19 protein-coding genes are annotated in these 22,581 nt (G+C 42.7%); 18 read left to right on the top strand and 1 reads right to left on the bottom strand.

The features are described from left to right. Positions 1 to 114: 114 nt before the first annotated feature. Positions 115 to 1,686, bottom strand: coding sequence for a DUF2920 family protein (locus tag PBOR_RS32240; RefSeq protein ID WP_042218067.1), 1,572 nt, complete (start codon positions 1,684 to 1,686; stop codon positions 115 to 117). 282 nt (positions 1,687 to 1,968) lie between these two features. On the opposite strand from PBOR_RS32240, the gene PBOR_RS32235 reads away from it, so the two are divergent. The 18 genes from PBOR_RS32235 (at position 1,969) to prfB (ending at position 22,563) form a co-directional block, all read left to right on the top strand. Continuing rightward, a complete protein-coding gene (locus tag PBOR_RS32235) occupies positions 1,969 to 3,654 on the top strand; it encodes a flagellin N-terminal helical domain-containing protein (protein WP_042218066.1) in 1,686 nt (561 codons plus the stop codon). A 139-nt stretch (positions 3,655 to 3,793) separates the two neighbouring features. Beyond that, on the top strand, positions 3,794 to 5,602 hold the full coding sequence (locus PBOR_RS32230; protein ID WP_052429736.1) for a motility associated factor glycosyltransferase family protein: 1,809 nt from the start codon (positions 3,794 to 3,796) through the stop codon (positions 5,600 to 5,602). Between the two features lie 60 nt (positions 5,603 to 5,662). Next, entirely contained in the window at positions 5,663 to 6,670 is a 1,008-nt protein-coding gene (locus PBOR_RS32225; RefSeq protein WP_042220161.1) for an SDR family NAD(P)-dependent oxidoreductase, read from the top strand. Positions 6,671 to 6,696: 26 nt separating this feature from the next. Next, positions 6,697 to 8,205: a UDP-2,4-diacetamido-2,4,6-trideoxy-beta-L-altropyranose hydrolase gene (pseG, locus tag PBOR_RS32220; RefSeq protein WP_052429735.1), complete on the top strand. Its 1,509-nt coding sequence runs from the start codon at positions 6,697 to 6,699 to the stop codon at positions 8,203 to 8,205. Positions 8,206 to 8,218: 13 nt separating this feature from the next. Beyond that, on the top strand, positions 8,219 to 9,280 hold the full coding sequence (gene pseI, locus PBOR_RS32215) for a pseudaminic acid synthase (RefSeq protein WP_042218065.1): 1,062 nt from the start codon (positions 8,219 to 8,221) through the stop codon (positions 9,278 to 9,280). Between the two features lie 27 nt (positions 9,281 to 9,307). After that, positions 9,308 to 10,033, top strand: a complete 726-nt coding sequence (locus PBOR_RS32210; RefSeq protein ID WP_042218064.1) for a cytidylyltransferase domain-containing protein — start codon at positions 9,308 to 9,310, stop codon at positions 10,031 to 10,033. Positions 10,034 to 10,074: 41 nt separating this feature from the next. Then, entirely contained in the window at positions 10,075 to 11,022 is a 948-nt protein-coding gene (locus tag PBOR_RS32205; protein ID WP_042218063.1) for a dTDP-glucose 4,6-dehydratase, read from the top strand. Positions 11,023 to 11,056: 34 nt separating this feature from the next. Beyond that, positions 11,057 to 12,247 carry a UDP-4-amino-4,6-dideoxy-N-acetyl-beta-L-altrosamine transaminase gene (gene pseC / locus PBOR_RS32200; protein ID WP_042218062.1) on the top strand — a complete coding sequence of 397 codons (1,191 nt, stop codon included), beginning with the start codon at positions 11,057 to 11,059 and terminating at the stop codon, positions 12,245 to 12,247. A gap of 165 nt (positions 12,248 to 12,412) precedes the next feature. Next, positions 12,413 to 12,808 carry a flagellar protein FlaG gene (locus tag PBOR_RS32195; RefSeq protein ID WP_042218060.1) on the top strand — a complete coding sequence of 132 codons (396 nt, stop codon included), beginning with the start codon at positions 12,413 to 12,415 and terminating at the stop codon, positions 12,806 to 12,808. A gap of 17 nt (positions 12,809 to 12,825) precedes the next feature. Further along, complete coding sequence (gene fliD, locus PBOR_RS32190; protein ID WP_052429734.1) at positions 12,826 to 14,343, top strand: flagellar filament capping protein FliD; 1,518 nt, start codon at positions 12,826 to 12,828, stop codon at positions 14,341 to 14,343. A gap of 27 nt (positions 14,344 to 14,370) precedes the next feature. Further along, on the top strand, positions 14,371 to 14,763 hold the full coding sequence (gene fliS, locus PBOR_RS32185; RefSeq protein ID WP_042218058.1) for a flagellar export chaperone FliS: 393 nt from the start codon (positions 14,371 to 14,373) through the stop codon (positions 14,761 to 14,763). After that, positions 14,756 to 15,091: a flagellar protein FliT gene (locus PBOR_RS32180; RefSeq protein WP_042218056.1), complete on the top strand. Its 336-nt coding sequence runs from the start codon at positions 14,756 to 14,758 to the stop codon at positions 15,089 to 15,091. Before fliS ends, PBOR_RS32180 begins: the two co-directional genes overlap by 8 nt. 228 nt (positions 15,092 to 15,319) lie before the next feature. Beyond that, positions 15,320 to 15,517, top strand: a complete 198-nt coding sequence (locus PBOR_RS32175; protein WP_019915069.1) for a cold shock domain-containing protein — start codon at positions 15,320 to 15,322, stop codon at positions 15,515 to 15,517. A gap of 342 nt (positions 15,518 to 15,859) precedes the next feature. Further along, the gene (locus PBOR_RS35870; protein ID WP_052429733.1) at positions 15,860 to 17,302 is read left to right on the top strand and encodes an S-layer homology domain-containing protein; all 1,443 of its coding nucleotides are present in this window, start codon (positions 15,860 to 15,862) and stop codon (positions 17,300 to 17,302) included. 255 nt (positions 17,303 to 17,557) lie between these two features. Beyond that, complete coding sequence (hpf, locus tag PBOR_RS32165) at positions 17,558 to 18,115, top strand: ribosome hibernation-promoting factor, HPF/YfiA family (RefSeq protein WP_042140221.1); 558 nt, start codon at positions 17,558 to 17,560, stop codon at positions 18,113 to 18,115. A gap of 312 nt (positions 18,116 to 18,427) precedes the next feature. Then, entirely contained in the window at positions 18,428 to 20,932 is a 2,505-nt protein-coding gene (secA, locus tag PBOR_RS32160) for a preprotein translocase subunit SecA (protein ID WP_042218054.1), read from the top strand. Between the two features lie 391 nt (positions 20,933 to 21,323). Further along, positions 21,324 to 21,524, top strand: coding sequence for a hypothetical protein (locus tag PBOR_RS37885; RefSeq protein WP_218918937.1), 201 nt, complete (start codon positions 21,324 to 21,326; stop codon positions 21,522 to 21,524). Further along, positions 21,450 to 22,563, top strand: a protein-coding gene (prfB, locus tag PBOR_RS32155) for a peptide chain release factor 2 (protein WP_099052574.1) whose coding sequence is annotated in 2 segments (ribosomal slippage) — positions 21,450 to 21,521 and positions 21,523 to 22,563 — 1,113 coding nt in all. Because the reading frame shifts where the segments join, the coding sequence is not laid out codon by codon here. The genes PBOR_RS37885 and prfB overlap by 75 nt, the downstream gene beginning before the upstream one ends. Positions 22,564 to 22,581 lie beyond the last annotated feature (18 nt).

Below are 22,581 nucleotides of genomic sequence, written 5' to 3'. Positions count from 1 at the left end.
CCAACTCATAATATGCAAAAAACCGTGAAATTTCTCTACTTCACGGTTTTATTATTGTGTTTAAATATGATTACATCAGGCGAATCGTTATATAATAAATTCACGATTCTTAAACTAATTTTTCAAATAGGGACTGAAGATGCTATGAATTTCAGTCTTCCATATTAAGAAGCAGGGTACAACCTGTTGAGACAGTTCATCTTCTAATGGACCCCAAGAATCTTGATTGAAATACATAACCGCTTCCAAAAGATGATCATTAAACTGTGCATTAAGTGGCGCCAGATTGTTTTCGTTTAGTAAATTAGATAAAGAATCTAATTGTTGATTTATTGTTGTGTAAGCATCTAGTACATCCTGCATAACTGTAGCTGCCTCGTTGTAGTTTTGTTCACTTATTTTATTAAGGATAAAGTCAAACCCCTCCTCTATCGAATCGCAAATATCTAACATACTACGCATCAACTGGAAAGAGTGTTTTAGATCATAGTCTGTTTTAATATTGTCCCTAATCGTAACGTTCATTGTGAAATTCTCTCTAAATTCAAAAATATAACTTGATCTTCCGCAATTCATCGAGTGTAGTGTGTTTTTTGAAAATTCATTTTCACTTAATTCTTTAGTTAAGCCGTACTTTAGGTCCAACTCAGCAACGTAATCGAATAGTTTGCGCAAAGAGGCATTCATTGCATGCGTATAATTTTTGAAAAGAGCGCCATCAAGATCAGCTTCTCCGATCCGTTTATAGTAGGTGAAATTATAATTTGTTAACAAGGTAGCTACCATATCTTTATCTTTTACTGAAGCAATATGATCCTCTTCACAGTGAAAGAGATAGTAACGTGTTTCCGAGGGAATTCTATGCTCTCTGGCTAAGAGATTCCGGATCAACTTATGTGAATCTCCAAAGTAGTTAGGGGAGGTCTCGTCCAAGATTGTCCACGGATTGTTATATGCATAATTTAGAGTATAAGACTTATTATTATAATTCAAATTAACAGCAAAGTCGGGTTCGAAGATTTCTCTGCCAACAATATGTTTCATTTCTGAGCGTGAAAACCCCGAATTATCAATAATGACTGAAAAGGTATTGGGCGCAAACTTTCCACATAACATTGCAATATAGCCACCGTATGAAGAACCATAGGCAATTATTTTCTTTTTATCTAAAAGAGGATATCTTCTGAGAACATCACCTAATACCGCTAAGTGGTCTAGAGCAGGTAAAAAGCCAAAGGACTGGTATTCATTCCGTTCTGTAATTCTTAATGCTTGACACCGAGGATCTAACTGGGACAATCCTTTGCTTTCCAGCAGTTGCCCTACCTTAGTATAAAAATCATTATCGCTTGAAATATTATCCCAGTAGTCACTAGGAACTCCGTATATATTTTTCATGTTTTCTGTGAAAAGACTGTCGGTTAAGGTCTTTACTCCTCTATATATACCAAAGTAATTAATGGATACTACTACACAATTGTATTTCTCAGCAAGGTATGGATTTAATTTTTCTAATTGATAGCTTGTATTTGCAAGCCCGCCAAATCCCGGAATCGTTAAAATAATACCAGTGGATTCTGTTATACCTTCGTATGGGATAGATATATAATAATCCAGTTCCTCTCTTACAAAACCTAATTCAATATCATCATGTGGTTTGATTTTATGGCAAAGTGTCTCCAACATCTTCACTCCTTATTTGAGTATGATTACATTTTAAATGATACGCTGTAATATCTTTATTTATCGGATAAACATAGGAGACTTGATATAGTGTGTAGAGAATGGGAGCAAGTATTTGTACAGAAAAAATTTAAATCTAAAAAGTCATATAAAATGCTATAAAGATATAGACACACTCTGACGATATATAATTTAGACGCTGAATCAGCAGGGCGGCCGACCTTAATGGCTCAGCGTTTACCACAAGGATGTGGAACTAACTTAATTTCAGGGAGGAAATATCAAATGATTATCAACCACAATATTCCGGCGTTGAACACTCACCGCCAACTGTCTATCAACACAGCTAACACTAACAAAAATATTGAGAAATTGTCTTCCGGTCTTCGCATCAACCGTGCTGGTGATGACGCCGCTGGTCTGGCAATCTCCGAAAAAATGCGCGGCCAAATCCGCGGTTTGGATCAGGCTTCCCGTAATGCTCAAGACGGTATCTCTTTGATTCAAACTGCTGAAGGTGCACTGAACGAAACTCACTCCATCCTGCAACGCCAACGCGAAATTGCGAACCAATCAGCAAACGGAACGAACACTGATGCTGACCGTCAAGCGCTGCAAGATGAGATGAACCAGCTGACTTCTGAAATCAACCGTATCGGTAACACAACTGAGTTCAATACTCAGAAACTATTGAACGGTGGTATTGGTTCAGGTGAAAGCGGCAAGCTGACTCAGGCAACCAGTGCTAAAGTCACTGCAACTACAGCAATTTCTTCGGGAGCAATCACTCTTACTGCCGGAGCAACTATTACTGTAGACAATCAAACGTTTGATCTTTCAGCAATTAAGGTAGGTTCTGTAGGTGCTTCTGTAGCAAATAATGCAAGTGCCCTGAAGACAGCACTAGAGTCTGTTACTTCGGGTGGTGTTAAATTATCTGACCTGGTAGATATCAAAGTCGGAACGGGTAATAAACTGGAGATTACAGCTAAATCTACAGGTACTTCAAGTGAACTGAAGTTTACAGGAGCGAGCTCTAGTCTGGGCTTGAGTGCAGCGCAAATTGGTGTAACTCTTAAGGGAGATCCATCGACTATAGAACGTGCTGGGGTTGAGGCTGCTACTTCGCTTACAGCAGGTGCTACTATTGCTTCACAGTCAACCATCAAGTTTACTATTGGTTCTGAAAGCGAAGTGGAAGTTACTCTTAACTCTGGTACTGCAGACAAGGTTTATAAAACAAATGATCCTGATGCCAATGTTGCTAAAGCAGCTATGGCTGATCTCGTTAAAGATTTGAATGCAGCACTGCAAACTGCCGGACTGGAAAGCAAAGTAACAGCATCTTTGTCCAAGGACAACAAGATTCAGTTTATTTCTGAAACTGGTAAAGATATTACAGTAGCTGCTGGTACCGGTGGGGCCTTAGCTGCACTTGGCGGCGGTTTGAATGCTGTTAAGAACGTTGACCAGGTTGTAGGTGCTGGAGCTCAAGGTGTAGGATTTAGCACGAAATTCCAGATTGGTGCTAACACAGGTCAATCTATGTCCCTGCAAATCAACGATGTTCGCGCAGCAGCACTTGGTATCACAGGAAATGCTGGACAAGCTGGTTTCACTAAAGAGAATGCCGTTACTAACGGTTCCAACGATGTTAAATCTGAAGCTGCGTTGAATATCGCTACCCGTGAAGATGCTTCCAAAGCAATTGCTGTTCTGGATAAAGCTACTTCCCTGGTATCGAGCGAACGCGCTAAACTGGGTGCTGTGCAGAACCGTCTGGAGCACACAATCAACAACTTGGGAACAGCTTCCGAGAACCTGACGGCTGCTGAATCCCGTGTCCGTGACGTTGACATGGCCAAAGAAATGATGCAACAAACTAAGAACAACATCCTTGCGCAAGCTGCACAAGCAATGTTGGCTCAAGCTAACCAACAGCCGCAAGGCGTACTGCAACTGCTGAGATAATAAGAATAGTAGTCCAAGGTTATTCAATGTATTATCTGCCACGACTCAAAGAAAGCCCCACTTTGTGGGGCTTTCTTGCTATACTTATTTTGTGAATTATCTAAATATTAACTTAAAAACCTTGGCAAGGAGCGAAACAATGGATCTGTTAAGCCGCAATATAGAAATCCTGTCCAGTAATTCTAATCACAGGATTGGAATGCCTGAGGAAAGCGAAGTAGCACAGGCGGTATTCAGTAAAGATGATGCCGGAAATGAGATCTTTATTACTCAGGATCAGCAATATATTATGAAAAGCGACTTTGATCATTCCAATCAGCCTAATTCGCTCAAACGGGAATTGATTTTTGTTATCGGGATATTCTCTGTAAATGAAATTAAACAGGTTATTCAAAAACGGGGTGACGGTTCTTTACTTGTAATCCTTGAACCCAATTCTGCACTTTTTAATTATGCTTTAAATCACAAAGATCTTTCATTTATCCAAGCCTCAGGAGCAGTAATCTTTGCTGATAAAATATCTGATTTGCCAATCTTTTTAGATAATTTACTTCTGACTGATGCGATTTTCTATATGAAAACAATTAAGTTTTACTTCACTTACTTTTATCGGGAATACGATATCAAAACAAGTCTGGAAATCGTCAGAAATATCAAAGACGTTGTCCAGTATAAAACTTTTATGTACGGAAATTCAGTAGAGGACAGCTTGATCGGGTTCAGACATCATATGAAAAATCTAAAGTATCTGACCCGCTCTAAGGATGTATCTTTACTCAAAAATAGAATGCTTGATGTTCCGGCTATTGTAGTATCTGCTGGCCCATCTTTGAATAAGAATATTAAACAATTACAAAGCTTGAAAGATAAGGCGGTCATTATTGCAGTAGATACAATAGCCCAGCGGCTGTGTGACGAAGGTATTATCCCTGACTTTATATGTTCGATCGAGCGGGGAATAGAAACGTACACATACTTCTACGAGGGCAAGTCATACCCTGTTGACTCAACACTTGTTGGCCCGCTTGTGCTCTATCCCAAAATATTTGAAGAGTATCCTGGTGAGCTAGTTATCCCTATGCGTGAGAAAGTAGGGGAATTTATTTGGCTTAAGGAAATTCTAGGGCTGGAAGCGGACTATTCTATTAGTATAGGCTTATCCTGTGCTCATGTAGCGTTCGGAGTTGCGGAACATATTGGGGCTTCGCCAATCATATTGGTAGGACAAGATTTGGCTTACGGTAGTTCTAAGGAAGAAACACATGCCGGGGGTACCATTTATGATGATAAAGAGATTATGAACAGCATAACTTCTAAAGAAAAAATGTTAGAAACCGAAGGATACTATGGAGGTACAGTTCCTACGACTGAAATTTGGAATACGTTTCGGACCTGGTTTGAGAGGGAAATTGAAGATAAGAATTTAAATGTCATAAACTCGACAGAGGGAGGAGCGAGAATTGCTTATACTAACCAGTTGAGTCTGGAAGAAGTGGGAAATAAATATTGTACTGCCAATGTTACTCCAGTTACTGAAATATTAAAAGGAATAGGCGTATATCCATTAGAGGAAAAACAGATGAAACATGCGTTAAGAGAGCAATACAAATTTTTTCTGGATATAAAAATGAAATTTGAATACCAACAGAAGCAAGTCAAACGCCAGAAACTTAGTGAGCATTCTAAGGAGAAGGAAATAAAGGAAGCACTGAGAAAAATAGACCGTACTGAAGATTGTTTTAGAATAGTTCTAAATAACTGGCTTCTTCGGCACTGCCTGCAGCCGGCAATGATAAACTCGATATGGAATTTGTATGATATCGAACGTGTAATTACTCCTGCTAGTGTAATGCAAGCTCGAGAAATCAATCTTGGATTTTTAGATATCGGCGTGTATACTTTGACTGAAATTGTTTCTGTTTTAGAAGCTGCGGCAGAATCTTTATAGCACAATAATTCATTAATATACAAGTGATTGCTAAAAGCATAAGGATGTGCATACATGAAGATGGAAACCTATACCGGAAAAAACATTCTTATAACAGGCGGAACCGGTACAATTGGACGGCAGCTAGTTCAACGGTTATTACAAGACAGTCCTCAAGTTATTCGTATTTTCAGCCGTGATGAACACAAACAATTCGAAATGGCAATGGATTTTCAAGAGCACTCCAAAAATTTACGGTTCTTGATTGGTGATATAAGAGACCAGCAACGTTTAGGAAGAGCGATGGAGAATATTGATTACGTATTCCATTGTGCGGCCATGAAGCATGTTCCTGCGTGTGAGTACAATCCTTTTGAAGCTGTTCAAACTAATGTAATAGGGACTCAGAATGTTATACAAACTGCCATTGAAAGAAATGTGAAAAAAGTATTATTCACCAGTACCGATAAAGCTATTTCCCCTACGAATACTTACGGTGCTACGAAATTAACTGCAGAACGTCTGATTTCAGCTACAGAGCATCATAAAGGGGCTATATCTACAATCTTTTCTGCTGTTAGATTTGGGAATGTAATGAGTTCCAGGGGTTCGGTGATTCCTTTGTTCAAGAAACAAGTATTGGAGAATCGCAGAATCACTTTGACTGATTATAATATGCTAAGGTACATGATGACGCCGTCTCAAGCTATTGATCTTATACTTGAAGCTAATAATATGGCCTTAGGAGGAGAAGTTTTTGTTTTGAAAATGCCTCTCATCAAAGTTGGGGACTTAGCAGAAGTCGTTATTGAGCAAATTAAGGAGAACTATGGAATTACCGAAGATATTCATGTGGATATAATTGGACTTCGTTCAGGAGAGAAACGGTTTGAAGAATTAATGACTGATGATGAAGCAGCAATTGCTTATGAAACTAATAGTATGTATATAATTCCACAGCAGGGCAAAAATCACTCAGTTTATGATGCGAATTACAAAAAAACATTTGAAAAACCTTACCCGGATATTAATAAAACAATTGAAAAAAATGAACTTGCTGATTGGTTTATTAAAGAGAAGTTACTATAGAAAATAAAATCCAAAGGAAGTTGCTTATGAAGTTTTTTATTCGAGCGGATTCATCAGCGAAACTAGGTGTAGGTCATGTGATGAGATGTCTTGCATTGAGTGAAGAACTTATCAAACGCAAGCAACAGGTCATTTTTATTTGCAGAGAGAGCAACGCTTATATTTCCAAACTTATCGTTGAAAAAGGGTGTGCTATACTCCAGAATGAGACCGAATATCTTCTTGGAAGCCAAAAGGAAGCCGAGTATATTATTGAACTTATAAATAGTAATTATAGTATTCAAAAAGAAGACTGGATAATTATAGATCACTATTCTCTGGCTTTTGAGTTCGAAGGATATCTACGAAAAGTATTTACCAATATAATGGTGATTGATGATCTTGCTGATAGGCAGCATGATTGCGATGTTCTGTTGGATACTGGTCTAAGTAAATTTAAAAGGGATAATTATGATCTTTTGATACCCCCAACATCAGTGAAATTATTAGGACCAGAGTATGCATTACTCAGGCATGAATTTACTAAAGAACGTAAATCTCTGAAGCTACGGGATGCAAAAAGTGTGGAAAATATATTTGTTTGTTTCGGTGGGACAGATCCGACTAATGAAACGTCTAAGGCTATTAAAGCTTTACTACCAATTTTAAATGAGTCTATGAAAGTTACAGTTGTTATGGGGAAAACAAATCCCCGTATAGAAGAGTTAATACACCAATACGAGGATGAAAAGATTGAATTTTTGATCCAACCTATCTCAATTTCCTCTTTGATGTCCTCTTCAGATTTAGCCATATGTGCTGGCGGAGGGATGACCTGGGAACGTTATTGTTTAGGCTTGCCCGGAATAATTATAGCGATAGCAGCAAACCAAGTAGAGGGAGCTCAACGCAGTCATTTACTGGAAGTGGATGAGTATTTAGGGTTAAGCCATCTGGTAAAAGAAGAAGATTTAAGGCAGACTATAGAACGCTTAATCTATTCAAATGAAAAGCTTAAAAATGCTAGAGAAAGAGCTATGGATATAGTTGATGGTAACGGGGTTTTTAGAGTGGCAGATATTTTAATGAAGAAGAATGAAGCGTTGGAATTGCGCGATTTCGGGGATGATGAAATTTTGTTTCTTTTGGAGTGTCGTAATGAAATTAAGGCGAGACTCAACTCAATTAATTCAACCGAGGTGTCTCTTAAAGATCACTTCAAGTGGGTAGAAGAAAGCAAGCTGATGCCGGATCGCAAGTTAATGGTTGCTTGGAGTGGAGTAGAAAAGATTGCTGTTGTTAGGCTTGATAGAGTTGGCGATTATGCAGAAGTGAGCATCAATGTTGCTAAAGAGCATAGAGGTAAAGGGTATGCTCAAAGAATTTTGAAAGAACTCGAGATCACGGCGATCATCTGGAACAGAAGCATCCATTTTCTACAAGCTGTAATTAAAAAAGAAAATAATATCTCTTTAAAAAGCTTCATTAAAGCTGGATATAGGGAATGGAATATTGATAATGAATTAATTATTATGCAAAAAAAAATAACTGACTAAGGGAGGTCAAAAGATGGAATCATCCAGCATTGAAGTGAAAATAGCGGGAAGAGAAATTGGACTAAATCATAAACCTTTCATTATAGCAGAGATGTCCGGGAATCATAACCAATCTTTAGACAGAGCTCTTGCGATAGTAGAAGCTGCTGCAAAGACTGGGGTGGATGCAATTAAGTTACAGACTTATACTGCTGATACAATGACCCTGAATGTTTATTCCGAAGAGTTCATGATTAGTGAAGATTCAAGTTTATGGAAAGGAAATTCATTGTACGACTTATATAAGCAGGCATATACTCCGTGGGAATGGCATTCTGAGATATTTAAGAAGTGCAAAGAATTAGGGCTTGTTGTATTCAGTTCACCATTTGATGAAACAGCAGTTGATTTTTTAGAAACTTTAGATGTACCTGCTTACAAAATTGCATCTTTTGAGAATACGGATATTCCACTAATTAAAAAAGTAGCTATGACTGGTAAACCTATAATTATGTCTACGGGTATGGCCTCCACGGCTGAACTTGACGAGGCTGTACGTACTGCTAGAGAGTATGGTTGCAATCAATTGATACTTTTGAAATGTACAAGTACTTACCCAGCAGAGCCTACCTTCTCGAATCTTGCTACAATTCCACATATGAAGCAGCTTTTTAACTGTGAAGTGGGGCTGTCGGATCATACTTTGGGTATAGGTGTTTCCATAGCTAGTGTGGCTATTGGGGCAACTGTTATTGAGAAGCATTTTACATTATCCAGGGCTGACGGGGGCGTGGATTCAGTGTTCTCAATGGAACCACATGAAATGAAAAGCTTGGTTGAAGAGACAACAAAAGCATGGCAAGCGATGGGTGTAGTTTCTTATGGTGCTACCGAAGCCGAGAAGGATTCTAGAAAATTAAGAAGATCTATTTATGCAGCGAAAGATATAAAACCGGGTGAAGTAATTAATTTTGATAATGTTAAGGTTATTAGACCGGGCTATGGGCTTGCTCCTAAATATCTAGATATAGTGATTGGAAGAACTGCTACAGTAGGTATTCCGCTGGGAACTCCGATTACATGGGAAGTTGTTTAGTATTCAATTCAATAGCTGAGGTGAATGATGAACTATACTGTTATTATTCAAGCCCGCATGGGATCGACCAGACTTCCTGGTAAAGTGTTAATGCCTCTTGGTGATACGAATATACTTGATTATGTTGTCTCAAGGTGTCAAAAAATTCAAAAAGTAGCTCAAGTGATAGTAGCCACTTCGATTCTCAATCAAGATAATGAAATTGAAAAATGGTGTGCACTAAATAATGTGAGCTGTTTTAGGGGTTCAGAAGAAGATGTATTAGCTAGATATTATGAATGTGCAAAAAAATATCAAGCGGACTATATACTGCGTGTGACTTCTGATTGCCCATTTGTAGATTATGACTTAGCGGATATGATGATTGAAGCGATGATAGCTAATCCTTCTGAGGTTTTGTTGTATGAAGAGGGATTGCCTCGGGGGCTAGCTGTTGAAGTCATATCATTTGTTGCTCTGGAAAAAGTGCATATGATGGGTAAAGAAACTCGGCATCGCGAACATGTAACGTATTATGCTTATGAAAATATTAAATCCTTCACACATGTTCCATTCAAACTTCCGCAACATTTGAAACACCCCCAATTAAGAATAACATTAGATACTCCAGAAGATTATTTGGTGTGTCAGGCTATAGCAAAGGAATTTTTCAACAATAAAATTGTAAGTTCTTCAGAGGTGGTTGACTTTCTATTGAGATCGCCTGAGATAACTAGAATTAATGCTCATATCGAACAAAAACCTGTAATCTAATACGCTTGCCGGTTTTCGATTTAATATAAGGAGGTTAACAAGTGAATATTCTACTTACTGGTGGTGCAGGATTCATCGGGCGTTGGGTTGCAAAACAGTTGCTAAGTGAAGGACACCAATTATGGATTCTCGATGATTTGTCTAATGGGCAAGAGCGTAACTTGACAGAATTCATTGATCATCCAGGGCTTGTGCAGTTTATTAATGATTCTATTCTTAATGAGAATTTACTGGAAGAATTGTTTAATAAGCATCACTTTGAAATATGCTATCACTTAGGTGCTTCAATTAATGTACAGGATTCTATTGATGACCCAGGAGTGACCTTTAATAATGATACTGTTGGAACCTTTTATATTCTGGAGCAGTGTCGCAAGCATAATACTAAAGTTGTGTTTATGAGTACTTGCATGGTATATGACCGATGCGTTGATGAGACGGGCATCACTGAAACGCATCCAACAAAGCCGGCGTCACCATACGCAGGTGCTAAAGTAGCAGCAGAGAATATGGTACTTTCTTATTTTTATGCCTACGGACTTCCTACCGTTGTTATCCGACCGTTTAATACCTATGGTCCATATCAGAAAACAGGTGGTGAAGGTGGCGTAGTTGCTATTTTCATTAACAATCATTTGAACGGCCGGGATTTGAACATTTACGGAGAAGGAACACAAACTAGAGATCTTCTATATGTGGAAGACTGCGCGAGATTTGTTGTATCTGCTGGGTTCTCCGATCAGGTTAACGGAGAGATTGTTAACGCAGGATTGGGTAAAGACATTTCAGTGAATGATTTAGCTCTATTGATTTCAGGTGATCCGTCAAGAATTAAACATGTAGAACATATCCATCCACAGAGTGAAATTCAAAAACTACTGTGCAATTTCGATAAAGCGCGTCATTTGCTCAAATGGGAGCCAGAAATAACATTAGACGAAGGAATCGCCCGTACTAAGGCATGGATTCAAAATGGTGGCCTTCAATAACATCGTAGTGGTAATTAGATAAGGAGGAGTTTGCATGTCAGGAATTGATCCCCCATTCGCTCAGCCGATACGCAAAACAACACTACCCTATGGTCAGCAGTGGTTAGATGAAGAGGACATTGCGGCTGTGGTTGAAGTTCTGCGAGGTGATTTTATTACGCAGGGTCCGACTATTCAAGCATTTGAATCTAAAGTGGCAGAATATGTCGGAGCTAAATATGCAGTTGCCTTCACTAATGGAACTGCTGCGCTACATGGCGCGTGCTTTGCTGCGGAAATTGGCCCGGGCGATGAAGTCATTACGACGCCTAATACCTTTTTGGCAAGCAGCAATTGCGTACTATACCAAGGAGGCATTCCTGTTTTTGCAGACATCGACATGGATACGTATAACATAGATCCTGTTCAGGTTGAGCAAAAGATCACTGATAAGACCAAAGCGATTATTGCTGTAGATTTTTCTGGACAACCGGTTGAAATAGATCGTTTAAGCATGATCTCCAGAGACAATAATTTAGTTTTGATTCAAGATGCTGCCCATTCTTTAGGAGCTACGTACAAAGAAATTAAGGTTGGGGCATGGGCAGATATGACTATGTTTAGTTTCCACCCTGTTAAGCATATTACTACGGGAGAAGGGGGGATAATAGTCACTAATAGTGAATATTATTTCCATCGGCTCCAAATGTTCCGAAGTCATGGAATGACTAAGGAGCCTGATAAAATGATTAAAAATGATGGACCCTGGTATTATGAGATGCAGGAGTTAGGGTGTAACTATAGAATGACGGACATGCAAGCTGCTCTAGGTGTATCACAGATGGGGAAGCTTGATAGTTTTGTGAATAGGAGAAGGGAAATTGCAGAGCGTTATAACCGGGAGTTAGCTGGTATCCAAGGTCTAATATTACCTTACCAACAGGAAGAGAGTAATTCAAGCTGGCATCTTTACGTTACTCGTTGGCTGCCTGAAGTACTTAAGGGAACCAGAAGAGAATGGTTCGATGCCCTTCGTCAATTAAATATTGGAGTCCATGTCCATTACATTCCTGTTTACACACAACCTTATTATCAGAAATTAGGTTATGAATCTGGTCTTTGCCCTAATGCTGAGACTTACTATAATACAGCTATTACGCTTCCTTTATATCCAAAAATGTCAGATCAAGATGTAACAGATGTCATTCGATCCGTCCGTTGGGTTGTATCAGAATTTAGCAAGTAAGAATGAGGTCTGCATTAGTTAATTACTTATAAAAATTACTAAGCTCAGAGAGTGTGTTCTCAGAGCTTTTTTCTTTTTTCTCTTGACTTCACCCCGAATCCTAAATTATCCCTGAAACTAACCGATATATAAAGTATAAAATGAGTGTTGGTGGAGGTCGGGGTTATGAATGTACAGTTCTCTCTTTCTGCGAGTTCGACAACAAGCGTCCAGAACAACAAGCCGGAAGTAGTGCCGGTTAGTTCTGAACAAGCAGCACCTGCTAATCAAGTTGCAGGAATTCGTACTACAAGAGATATGAATCTTAAGGAAAAGCAGGGCGTGAATGTATCCGTTGCAGAGGAGCAGTTGATCCGAACCATTGAAAGAGCTGTGAAATCTCTTCAGGGACCCCAGACCACGCTTGAGATCAGCATCCACGAAAAAACACATGATATTATGGTGAAAGTACTTAATAAGGATACCGGTGAGCTTATACGTGAAGTGCCCCCTGAGAAGACATTGGATTTGGTAGCCAAGATGATGGAAATTGCGGGGATATTGGTTGACGAGAAAATATAGAACAAGGGGGTGCCGACTTGGTAACACGCGTAAATGGATTTTCGGGTATGGATATTGACAGTATGGTTAAGAGCATGATGACGGCCAAAAAAGCGCCGCTCGACAAAATGAATCAGCAGAAGCAGCTATTAAACTGGACAAGAGAGAGCTATCGAGAAGTAAGCAGTAAGCTTTATGATTTCCGGTACAATAAGCTTATTACTAAGTATGGCAGTAATGACGTTCTTACAGTAAGCAAAGCAGTTGTATCCGGAAATACGGATGCTATCAAAGCTACCGCAGGCTCTAAGGCCAACGGGATTGATATGGAAGTATCTGTGAGTCAATTGGCGACCAAGACAACGGTTACGACGGCGGGAGCTGGATCAGGGAAACCAAGCACTAGCACGCTGGCGTCGCTGCAATCCGCCTTTGACAGCAGTGATCCAACCTCTGATGCGGCCAAGGCGAAAGAATTCAAGCTGGTAGTAAACAGCCAGACATTTACGTTTAAAGGCTCTACTGATATTCAGACGGTGATCTCTACGATTAATGATAATTCCTTGGCTAATGTCACTGTCACCTTTGATGAGACGACAGGTAAACTAGCAATTGCTTCTAAGACAAGTGGTACGGATGGTAAAGTAGAATTGGGCTCAGGAACTGACGACAATACGCTGTTGAGCCTCTTTAACAAAAAAAATCAAACTGAAGATGAATGGACCACTAAAACAGGTGTTAATTCAATTGCCACTATTAATGGCGTAGAGTATAACAATTCCGGAAATACGTTCACCGTTAATGGAGTTACAATTACCCTGCTAACTAAAACAAATACATCCGGTACCGACGTCCCTTCCAAAATAACTACACAAACCGACACTACTGCTGCGGTGGACATAGTAAAAAGCTTTGTTTCTGATTATAATACGTTAATTGCTGCCCTGAACTCCAAGATTGATGAGGAAAAATACAGGGATTACGCGCCACTTACGGATGATCAGAAGGCAGAAATGAAAGAAGCGGACATTACAACATGGACCTTGAAGGCACAAAGCGGCCTGCTCAAGAATGATGATATTATTAAATCAGTATTATCTGAAATGAGAGCCCACATCACTGAGCAATTGGGTGGACTTGCCGAAATGGGAATCTCTACTGGAACCTACGCAGAGAATGGTAAATTAGTTCTCGATGAAAATAAACTCAAAACAGCTATGGAAGCTAATCCCCAAAAGCTTATGAATATATTGCAGGGGCCGGCGAGTGCACCTGCAACTGGTATTTTTGACAAAATGGCCTCTTCTGTATTTAATGCAATTGAAAAAATATCTAATCGTGCGGGAACTAACCGTTACTCTGCTGATCTTACCAGCACTTTTAAAGAAGAAAGTGTGATGGGGAAGAAACTCAAAGAGTATAATTCACGGATTAGTACAATGCTCACTTATTTAGATAATCAGGAAACTCGTCTGTATAAACAATTCACTGCCATGGAAACCGCTATGAATAAGCTTCAGTCTCAATCTTCCAGTCTATTCTCAACTTCCAGTTAATTTATTTTAAATTAGAGGGTGACAACATTGATTAAATCTCCTTATGATAAATACCGCCAGTCGTCAGTCCAGACTTCAACACCTGCGCAACTCGTAATTATGCTGTATGACGGGGCTATCCGTTTCGTGAAAACGGCTTTGGATGGGCTGAGCAAACAGGATCTGGAGAAATCGAATCTGAATTTCGGTAAAGCCCAAACCATTATCAGTGAGTTGATGAGTACACTGGATTATTCAATTGAAGTATCCAAAGGTCTCTACTCTCTATACGAATATACGAACTACTTGTTAATCGAAGCCAACATCCACAAGAACCCGGCAAAAGCCGAAGAAGCCATTGGTTACCTTACGGATCTGCGCGAAACCTGGCTGCAGGCGTCTAAGCTTGCCGCGACTCAGACTGAGATTGCTAATGGATGAACTAATCCGTAGTCTGGACCTGCTTACCCGAGAGATGATGAGCAGGCTTCAGGAAGCAACATACGAGGAGCTTGTAGTGTTTGTAGAGGAGCGGCAGAAACTTGTCGATTCCATTGCAGAAAAAGTCGCAATTTATCCTTCGTCGGCTGCACAAAAGCAAGAAATTCATCGGATTTTAGGATACGATAATGAACTGCTGGACCGGATGAATGCTCTTCGTCAGGAAGCCCAGAACTTTCTGCAGAAACGCGGCCAAGCCAAGATTCAGCGCAGTGCCTACGAGCAGAATTACACTCCCGACAGCATCCTAATGGACCGAAAAAAATAATAGATTCCAGATGTTTCAGCTGGGGAGCGGGCGGGTATTTAAATAGCGTCTGCTCCTTTTTTTGTATCTTGTATCACAGAATCTGCCTTTTTTATGATAGATTTAAGGATGGTAAAATATTGCAAGTAATCATTTACTATTCCAATTGACAATAGAGAAGCAGCGGTGGTATAGTCGAATTGTGAGCAAGACTCACGTTCATCTGATGACGAAGGGAATGTTTAGTCAATGGAAGGTAAAGTAAAATGGTTTAACGCAGAAAAAGGTTATGGTTTCATCGAAACTGCCGATGGTGGCGACGTATTCGTACACTTCTCCGCGATTCAAACTGACGGTTTCAAGACATTGGACGAAGGCCAATCCGTAGAGTTCGATATCGTTGAAGGCGCACGCGGACCACAAGCAGCTAACGTCATCAAATTATAATCATCCGGCGAAGCCGACCTACATATATGGTAGATGGTTAGCAATTGAGACAACGCTAGCGTTAGACCTTGGGGGTATTCTCCGGGGTCTTTTTTACGTTCATCTAACAAAATGACGTGCAACATAAGGCGGAAAAGACACATTATTAGACACATTGTAAAATTTTATTTCAAGAATCCGTTATTTCCCTCCAAAATATGGGTAATAAGAGGCGTTGGGCTTTTTCGTTGCCTAGATAGCACCTCATTATTAGCTTAGGCGTATGCTTCCGAAAAGAATTCAGATAAGAAGACATGCAGTGAAGCCTATGCCCATCAAACACTCAGGAGGATGAACAAAAGAATGAAGAAAACATGGCGTGGCCTTATGGCCGGATTACTTGGTATTTCGATGTTGCTCGGATCATTAGGCAGTGTGTCAGCTGCGGCTACCCCCAAAGACATTCAAGGTCACTGGGCTCAGAAGCAACTGCAGAGCTGGCTGGATAAAGGATACCTGGGCGGTTATCCTGACGGAACGGTGAAGCCGAACAAGGCTATTACCCGTGGCGAGTATGTGGCACTGATCAATCGCCTGTTCGGGTTCACCGAAACGGCTTCCATTAGCTTCACGGATGTCAAAAGCACAAATTGGGTCTACAGCGAAGTAAGCAAAGCCGTGAAGGCTGGTTACATCGGCGGGTATGAGAATAATACCTTCCGTGCCAACAACCCGCTTACCCGGCAGGAAGCAGCTGTCATTGCTGCCAAGGTGCTGAAGCTGAGTACAAGCTCTACTACGCTTAAGTTCAAGGACAGCGCTCAAGTAGCGGCTTGGGCCAAAGGTGCGGTGGTGGCAGCAGCAGACAAGAAGATTATCAATGGTTATCCGGACGGAACCTTCGGGCCGAAGAAATCACTTACACGGGCCGAAGCGGTCGGAATCATCAGCAACTCTGTTGTCTATAAACCGGCAGGCACTGGTGGAGTAACACCTACACCGGCCCCTACGGCAACTCCGGCTCCAACAGCAACACCTGCACCAACTGCCAGCCCAACAGCAACCCCGGTTACCGGTGGTAGTGGTGGTGGCACTGGCGGCGGTGGTAACGGTGGAACTACCTCACCTACTGTCAGTGGTGTCACTTATGGTCATGTAGGGTCTGTTACGGCTGATGTGTATCTTACGACTTCAGTAACAGGTGCTGTATATTATGTGGTAGCTCCTTACAGCATCAATGCAACAGCACCAACCGCCCTTCAAGTGAGAGACGGGTTAATTAGTGCAAGCACAGCTGGAATTCATTCCGGGAAAAAAGCTGTAACCGCTGGTACTACTGCTACTTTCTCCGTGTATGGTCTAAATCCAAATACTGAATATACTACCTACATCGCAGTGACGGATGCTTCTGGAGCCTGGTCCGGGGTAACGCCTCTTCAACTGAAGACTGCTTCAGGTAGCACCACATCACTTACTCAGGTGGGAATTGACAGCATAGGAACGGTGACTGCCGATGTATATGCTAAATACGGGCAGACTGGAGGAATCCCTACACCGCTGAAATATGTTGTGGTTAAGGCAACTGATGCTGACCCGAGCGCGGCACAAATTGCTGCCGGGCAGGATAGTGCTGGCGTTCAGTTAACGGGAACTTTTGCCGGTCCGAATTCTACAGTATCTCCAGGTGTAAAGCATACCTTTACGCTAAACGGACTGACTTCGAACACAGAATATAAAGTCTTTTTCATCACTGGTTCTAATGGTGTCTGGTCACCAGTAGAAATTCTGCGTATCCAGACTAAATAAGCAAGAGGTATGGACGCAGAACCTTCTGCCCTGCAATAGGTCAGCAATCATTCATAATCTTGGCTTCAAAGTGAGATAATACTGTAGCTGTAATGGTCCGGCCAGGGCGAGTTCATGCGCCAGCCGGACCTGTTTATTGTTTAGGACAAGGCCGTGACATCTTTTGTTAGCTAAATGTAAAGGCTGTCATGATTTGTTTTTTACTTAGCCCTGACAATTTGCTATAATGAAAAGGTAAACAAAGGAGGAGTGCCCATGCAATTCAGCATTCGAGGTCAACAAATTGAAGTGACCGACGCTTTGAGAGACTATGTTGATAAGAAGCTCAGCAGACTTGAGAAGTATTTCGATGCACCCCCTACCTCAGAAGGATATGTGACGCTTGGCGTCGTTCGCGGCCTTCATACGGTGGAAGTTACAATCCCTCTGGCAGGTGTGACGCTTCGTGCGGAAGACCGCAGCGATGATATGTATGCATCCATCGATGCCGTAGTGGACAAGCTGGAACGTCAGATCCGCAAGCACAAGACCAAACTTAACCGCAAGTTCCGCCAGGAAGGCAGCTTGAAGACCTTGTTCGTAGAAGGTTCGGCCAGCGCCGTAGCTGTTGAGGATCAGGAACAGGATTATGATGATCTTGAGGTCGTGCGGAACAAACGCTTCACCTTGAAGCCTATGGATGTGGAAGAAGCGATTCTGCAAATGAACATGATTGGTCATACTTTCTTCGTGTTCTCCAACATCGACACTTCTGAAGTTAGCGTTGTTTACAAACGCGATGACGGCAAGTATGGTTTGATCGAACAGAACTAACCTGCTAACCGGAAATTGCTGGTATAAGGAAGGGCTTCCGTTTCAGCCTGACGTAGACAATTAGACGAGCCCCTATTCGCTTGAAGCGAATAGGGCTCTTGTGCGTATATACAGAAGGTAGAGGCAAGAATACCTGCATCTGTTCCTATGAAAAGGCATTATGCAGAATAAGGTTGCGGCAGCTTGTATTGCGGCTTCTCTTACAAACTGTTACAATTTATGAAGCAGCGGAATCGAAATCATATATGGCCCTTTCAATTTGTTGAGGATGGGCTCGGTTCCACCATCTGTGTTGCATGAAAGGGGTTAACCATGCTAGGACTTGTTAAAAAAATATTTGGCGACGTTAATGAACGTGATGTCAAACGTCTCATGAAGACGGTCGAAGTAATCAATGGTTTGGAGCCGGATTTCGTATCGCTTACGGATGAAGAGCTGCAGGCTAAGACGGTAGAGTTCCGTGCCCGTCTTGAGAAAGGTGAAACCTTGGAAGAGATTCTTCCCGAGGCATTTGCAACCGTACGCGAAGCTTCCAAACGGACGCTGGGCATGCGGCATTTTGACGTTCAGTTAGTTGGGGGTATGGCGCTGCATGAAGGCCGGATCTCCGAAATGAAGACCGGGGAAGGCAAGACGCTGGTAGGTACACTGCCGGTATATCTGAATGCACTCTTGGGCAAAGGCGTGCATGTCGTAACCGTAAATGATTATCTGGCTCAGCGCGACAGCGCACAAATGGGGCAAATCTATAACTTTCTGGGCATGACGGTTGGGGTTAACCTCAACGGCATGGACCATAATGATAAACAAGCAGCTTATGCCTGCGATATTACGTATGGCACGAATAATGAGTTTGGTTTTGACTATCTGCGTGACAACATGGTGCTCTATAAGGAACAGATGGTACAGCGTCCGCTGTATTTCTGTATTATTGACGAAGTCGATTCCATCCTCATCGATGAAGCCCGTACACCTCTGATCATTTCCGGACAAGCTGAGAAATCCACAGAGCTGTATTATGCAGCAGACCGTTTCGTGAAGAAGCTGACTGCTGAAGAAGACTACACTGTTGATATTAAGGTGAAGTCTGTTGCCTTAACCGAGAAGGGCGTTGCTGTCGCTGAGCGTGCTTTTGGCATAGAGAATCTGTATGATCACAGTCACGTTACGCTGAACCATCATATCGTACAAGCGCTTAAGGCAAATGCAATTATGCGCCGCGATGTCGACTATGTGGTCAACGAAGACGAGGTGATGATTGTCGATGAGTTCACGGGACGTCTGATGCAGGGCCGCCGTTACAGCGACGGGCTGCACCAGGCTATCGAGGCTAAGGAAGAGATTGAAGTCCAGAATGAGAGCATGACGCTGGCTACTATCACCTTCCAGAACTACTTCCGGATGTACCGCAAGCTCGGTGGAATGACCGGTACTGCGAAGACAGAAGAAGAGGAATTCAAGAAGATCTACGGTCTGGAAGTACTCCAGGTACCTACCAATAAACCAAATCAGCGTGTTGATATGCCTGACGTGGTGTACAAAAGCGAGAATGGCAAGTTCAACGCTGTAGTCGCTGAAATTGTGGAACGCCACAAAAAGAATCAGCCGGTGCTTGTAGGTACGGTATCGATTGAGAACTCCGAACGCGTATCTGAAATGCTGAAGCGCAAAGGTGTCAGACACCAGGTGCTGAATGCGAAGCATCATGCTGCAGAAGCTGAAATCATCTCTTATGCCGGTCAGCCGGGAACTGTAACGATCGCTACGAATATGGCTGGACGCGGTACGGATATCGTACTTGGCGAAGGCGTGACCGATCTTGGCGGTCTGCATATTATTGGTACAGAGCGTCATGAATCGCGCCGTATCGATAACCAGCTGCGCGGACGTGCCGGACGCCAGGGTGACCCGGGTTCCACACAGTTCTACCTGTCACTTGGGGATGAACTGATGAAACGTTTCGGCGCGGACAACGTGCTGAACATGATGGACCGTCTTGGATTCGAAGAAGATCAGCCGATTGAGAGCCGTATGATTACCAAGGCGGTTGAATCTGCCCAGAAACGGGTGGAAGGCAACAACTTTGATATCCGTAAAGTCGTATTGCAATATGATGACGTGATGAATCAGCAGCGTGAGATTATCTACAAACAGCGCCGCGAAATTCTCGAGTCTGACAATATCAAAGACATTGTAGTGGAAATGATCAAACCGGTTGTTGAACGTATTGTTAATGCCCACTGCAGTGACGATATCCCGGAAAACTGGGAGTTGCAAGAGGTTGCGGATTATGTGAACAGCAAATTGCTGGAGGAAGACTCCCTGACCCGCGATGATCTGTGGGGCAAAGAAGTAGAAGAAATCATCGAATTCATCTTTGGCCGTGTACTGGAGAAATATGCAGCACGTGAAGAACGTCTCGGCGCTGAGCTGGTACGTGAATTCGAGAAGGTTATTGTACTTCGTTCCGTAGACAGCAAATGGATGGATCATATCGATGCCATGGATCAGCTTCGTCAAGGGATTCACCTCCGTGCTTACGGCGGTACCGATCCGCTTCGCGAATATCAGTTCGAAGGCTTCGAAATGTTCAATGCCATGACGGCGAACATTCAGGAAGAAGTCGCGACCTACATCATGAAGGCGCACATCGAGGCGAATCAGGAGCGTCAGTCGGTAGTGGAAGAAGATAAGATTTCCACGAATGCTGAGCCTGCTGAAAAACGTCCAGTACATGTGGAGTCTACCGTCGGCCGTAATGATCCATGCCCTTGCGGCAGCGGCAAGAAATATAAGAACTGCCACGGTCAGGCGTAAGAGAGAATAAATTCACTATAATCTTTATAATACTGGTGAAATAATGAGCAGGCATCAAGCTGCGAATACTTTTCACCGTAATGCACTTCTAGTTTTGTTCACTGGCACTTAGGTTATAATGACAATAAAAGCGGCTGGGCCCGGGGGACTCCCCGTTTGCGGCCCGGCCGCTTTTTTGGATGTTTGAAGGAATGGGGCGATTGCTTCAAGCGAAGCGAACGGAATGGCTCTGTAGAACTGCAATTGAGGTGGAAGTGACGGAGGGGAAGTTTGGAACTGTAGGAGCGTCAGCGTCCGCCTTTAGGATTGAATTTCTACTGCGCTGAGCAGTTTGAATGAGGAAATTCAATCCTAACAGCGGCCGGAAGTCCAAACATTCCCCGCAGTTACGGTGTACACCGACAGGAATTTCTTAAGGGCGATTCATCAGCAGGAAGAAGCTGAATCACCCATTCCGCAAAACACCCGAACCCAGCGGCCGGCGCAATATTTTATTTTGAAAGGTGATGTGATCCAAGTGATCGATCCTAATGTGAAGCAGGACCTGCGTGAAATAGGCAAGAAACTAACCAATCTTAGGGGGTCACTTTGACTTAGACCTTAAGCTGGAGATTATAGCGAACTTTGAAGAGAAGATGGCGGCGCCCGGGTTCTGGGATGATCCGGAGAAGGCGCAAAGCGTCATTGGAGAGATGAACGCCGTGAAATCGGTGGTCGATCAATACGATAAGCTGCAGCAGGATTATGACGATGCGGCGATGATGGCGGAGCTGGCGGATGAAGAAGGCGATGATGCGCTTGCCTCTGAGATTGCCGGAACGATCCGCAGTGTGAGCAGCAGAGTAGATGAGTTCGAGCTGCAGCTGCTGCTTAATCAGCCGTACGATAAGCTGAACGCGATCCTGGAGCTGCATCCCGGTGCGGGCGGAACAGAATCCCAGGACTGGGGCCAGATGCTGCTGCGTATGTATACACGCTGGGCGGAGAAACGGGGCTTCAAGGTGGATGTGCTCGATTATTTACCGGGTGATGAAGCAGGCATCAAGAGTGTAACGCTGCTGATTAAAGGCTACAATGTATATGGATACCTGAAGGCAGAGAAGGGTGTACACCGTCTGGTGCGCATTTCGCCTTTTGACTCCTCGGGCAGACGGCATACCTCCTTCGTATCCTGCGATGTGGTACCGGAGATTGCCGATGACGTAGAGGTGGATATCCGTACAGAGGACCTGAAGATCGATACGTACCGGGCCAGCGGCGCGGGTGGTCAGCATATCAATACTACGGACTCGGCGGTGCGGATTACCCACTTACCAACCGGAGTCGTGGTGACGTGTCAGAATGAACGTTCGCAGATCAAGAACCGGGAACAGGCGATGAAGATGCTGCGTTCCAAGCTCTATGAGCGTAAGATCCAGGAGCAGCAGGCGCATCTCGATGAGATCCGCGGCGAACAATCGGAGATTGCCTGGGGCAGCCAGATTCGTTCCTATGTGTTCCACCCCTATAGCATGGTGAAGGATCACCGCACTTCTGTAGAAACCGGCAACGTTGGAGCGGTGATGGACGGCGATCTGGATGGCTTCATTGACGGCTACCTGCGCAGTCAGATCAAGACAGAAACTGAATAAGGGTATGGATATTCCTAC

Source organism: Paenibacillus borealis (assembly GCF_000758665.1).
GTDB classification, from domain to species: Bacteria; Bacillota; Bacilli; order Paenibacillales; family Paenibacillaceae; genus Paenibacillus_AQ; species Paenibacillus_AQ borealis.
Note: the sequence above shows the minus strand (reverse complement) of the source record. Positions and strands in the feature narration are given on the sequence as shown.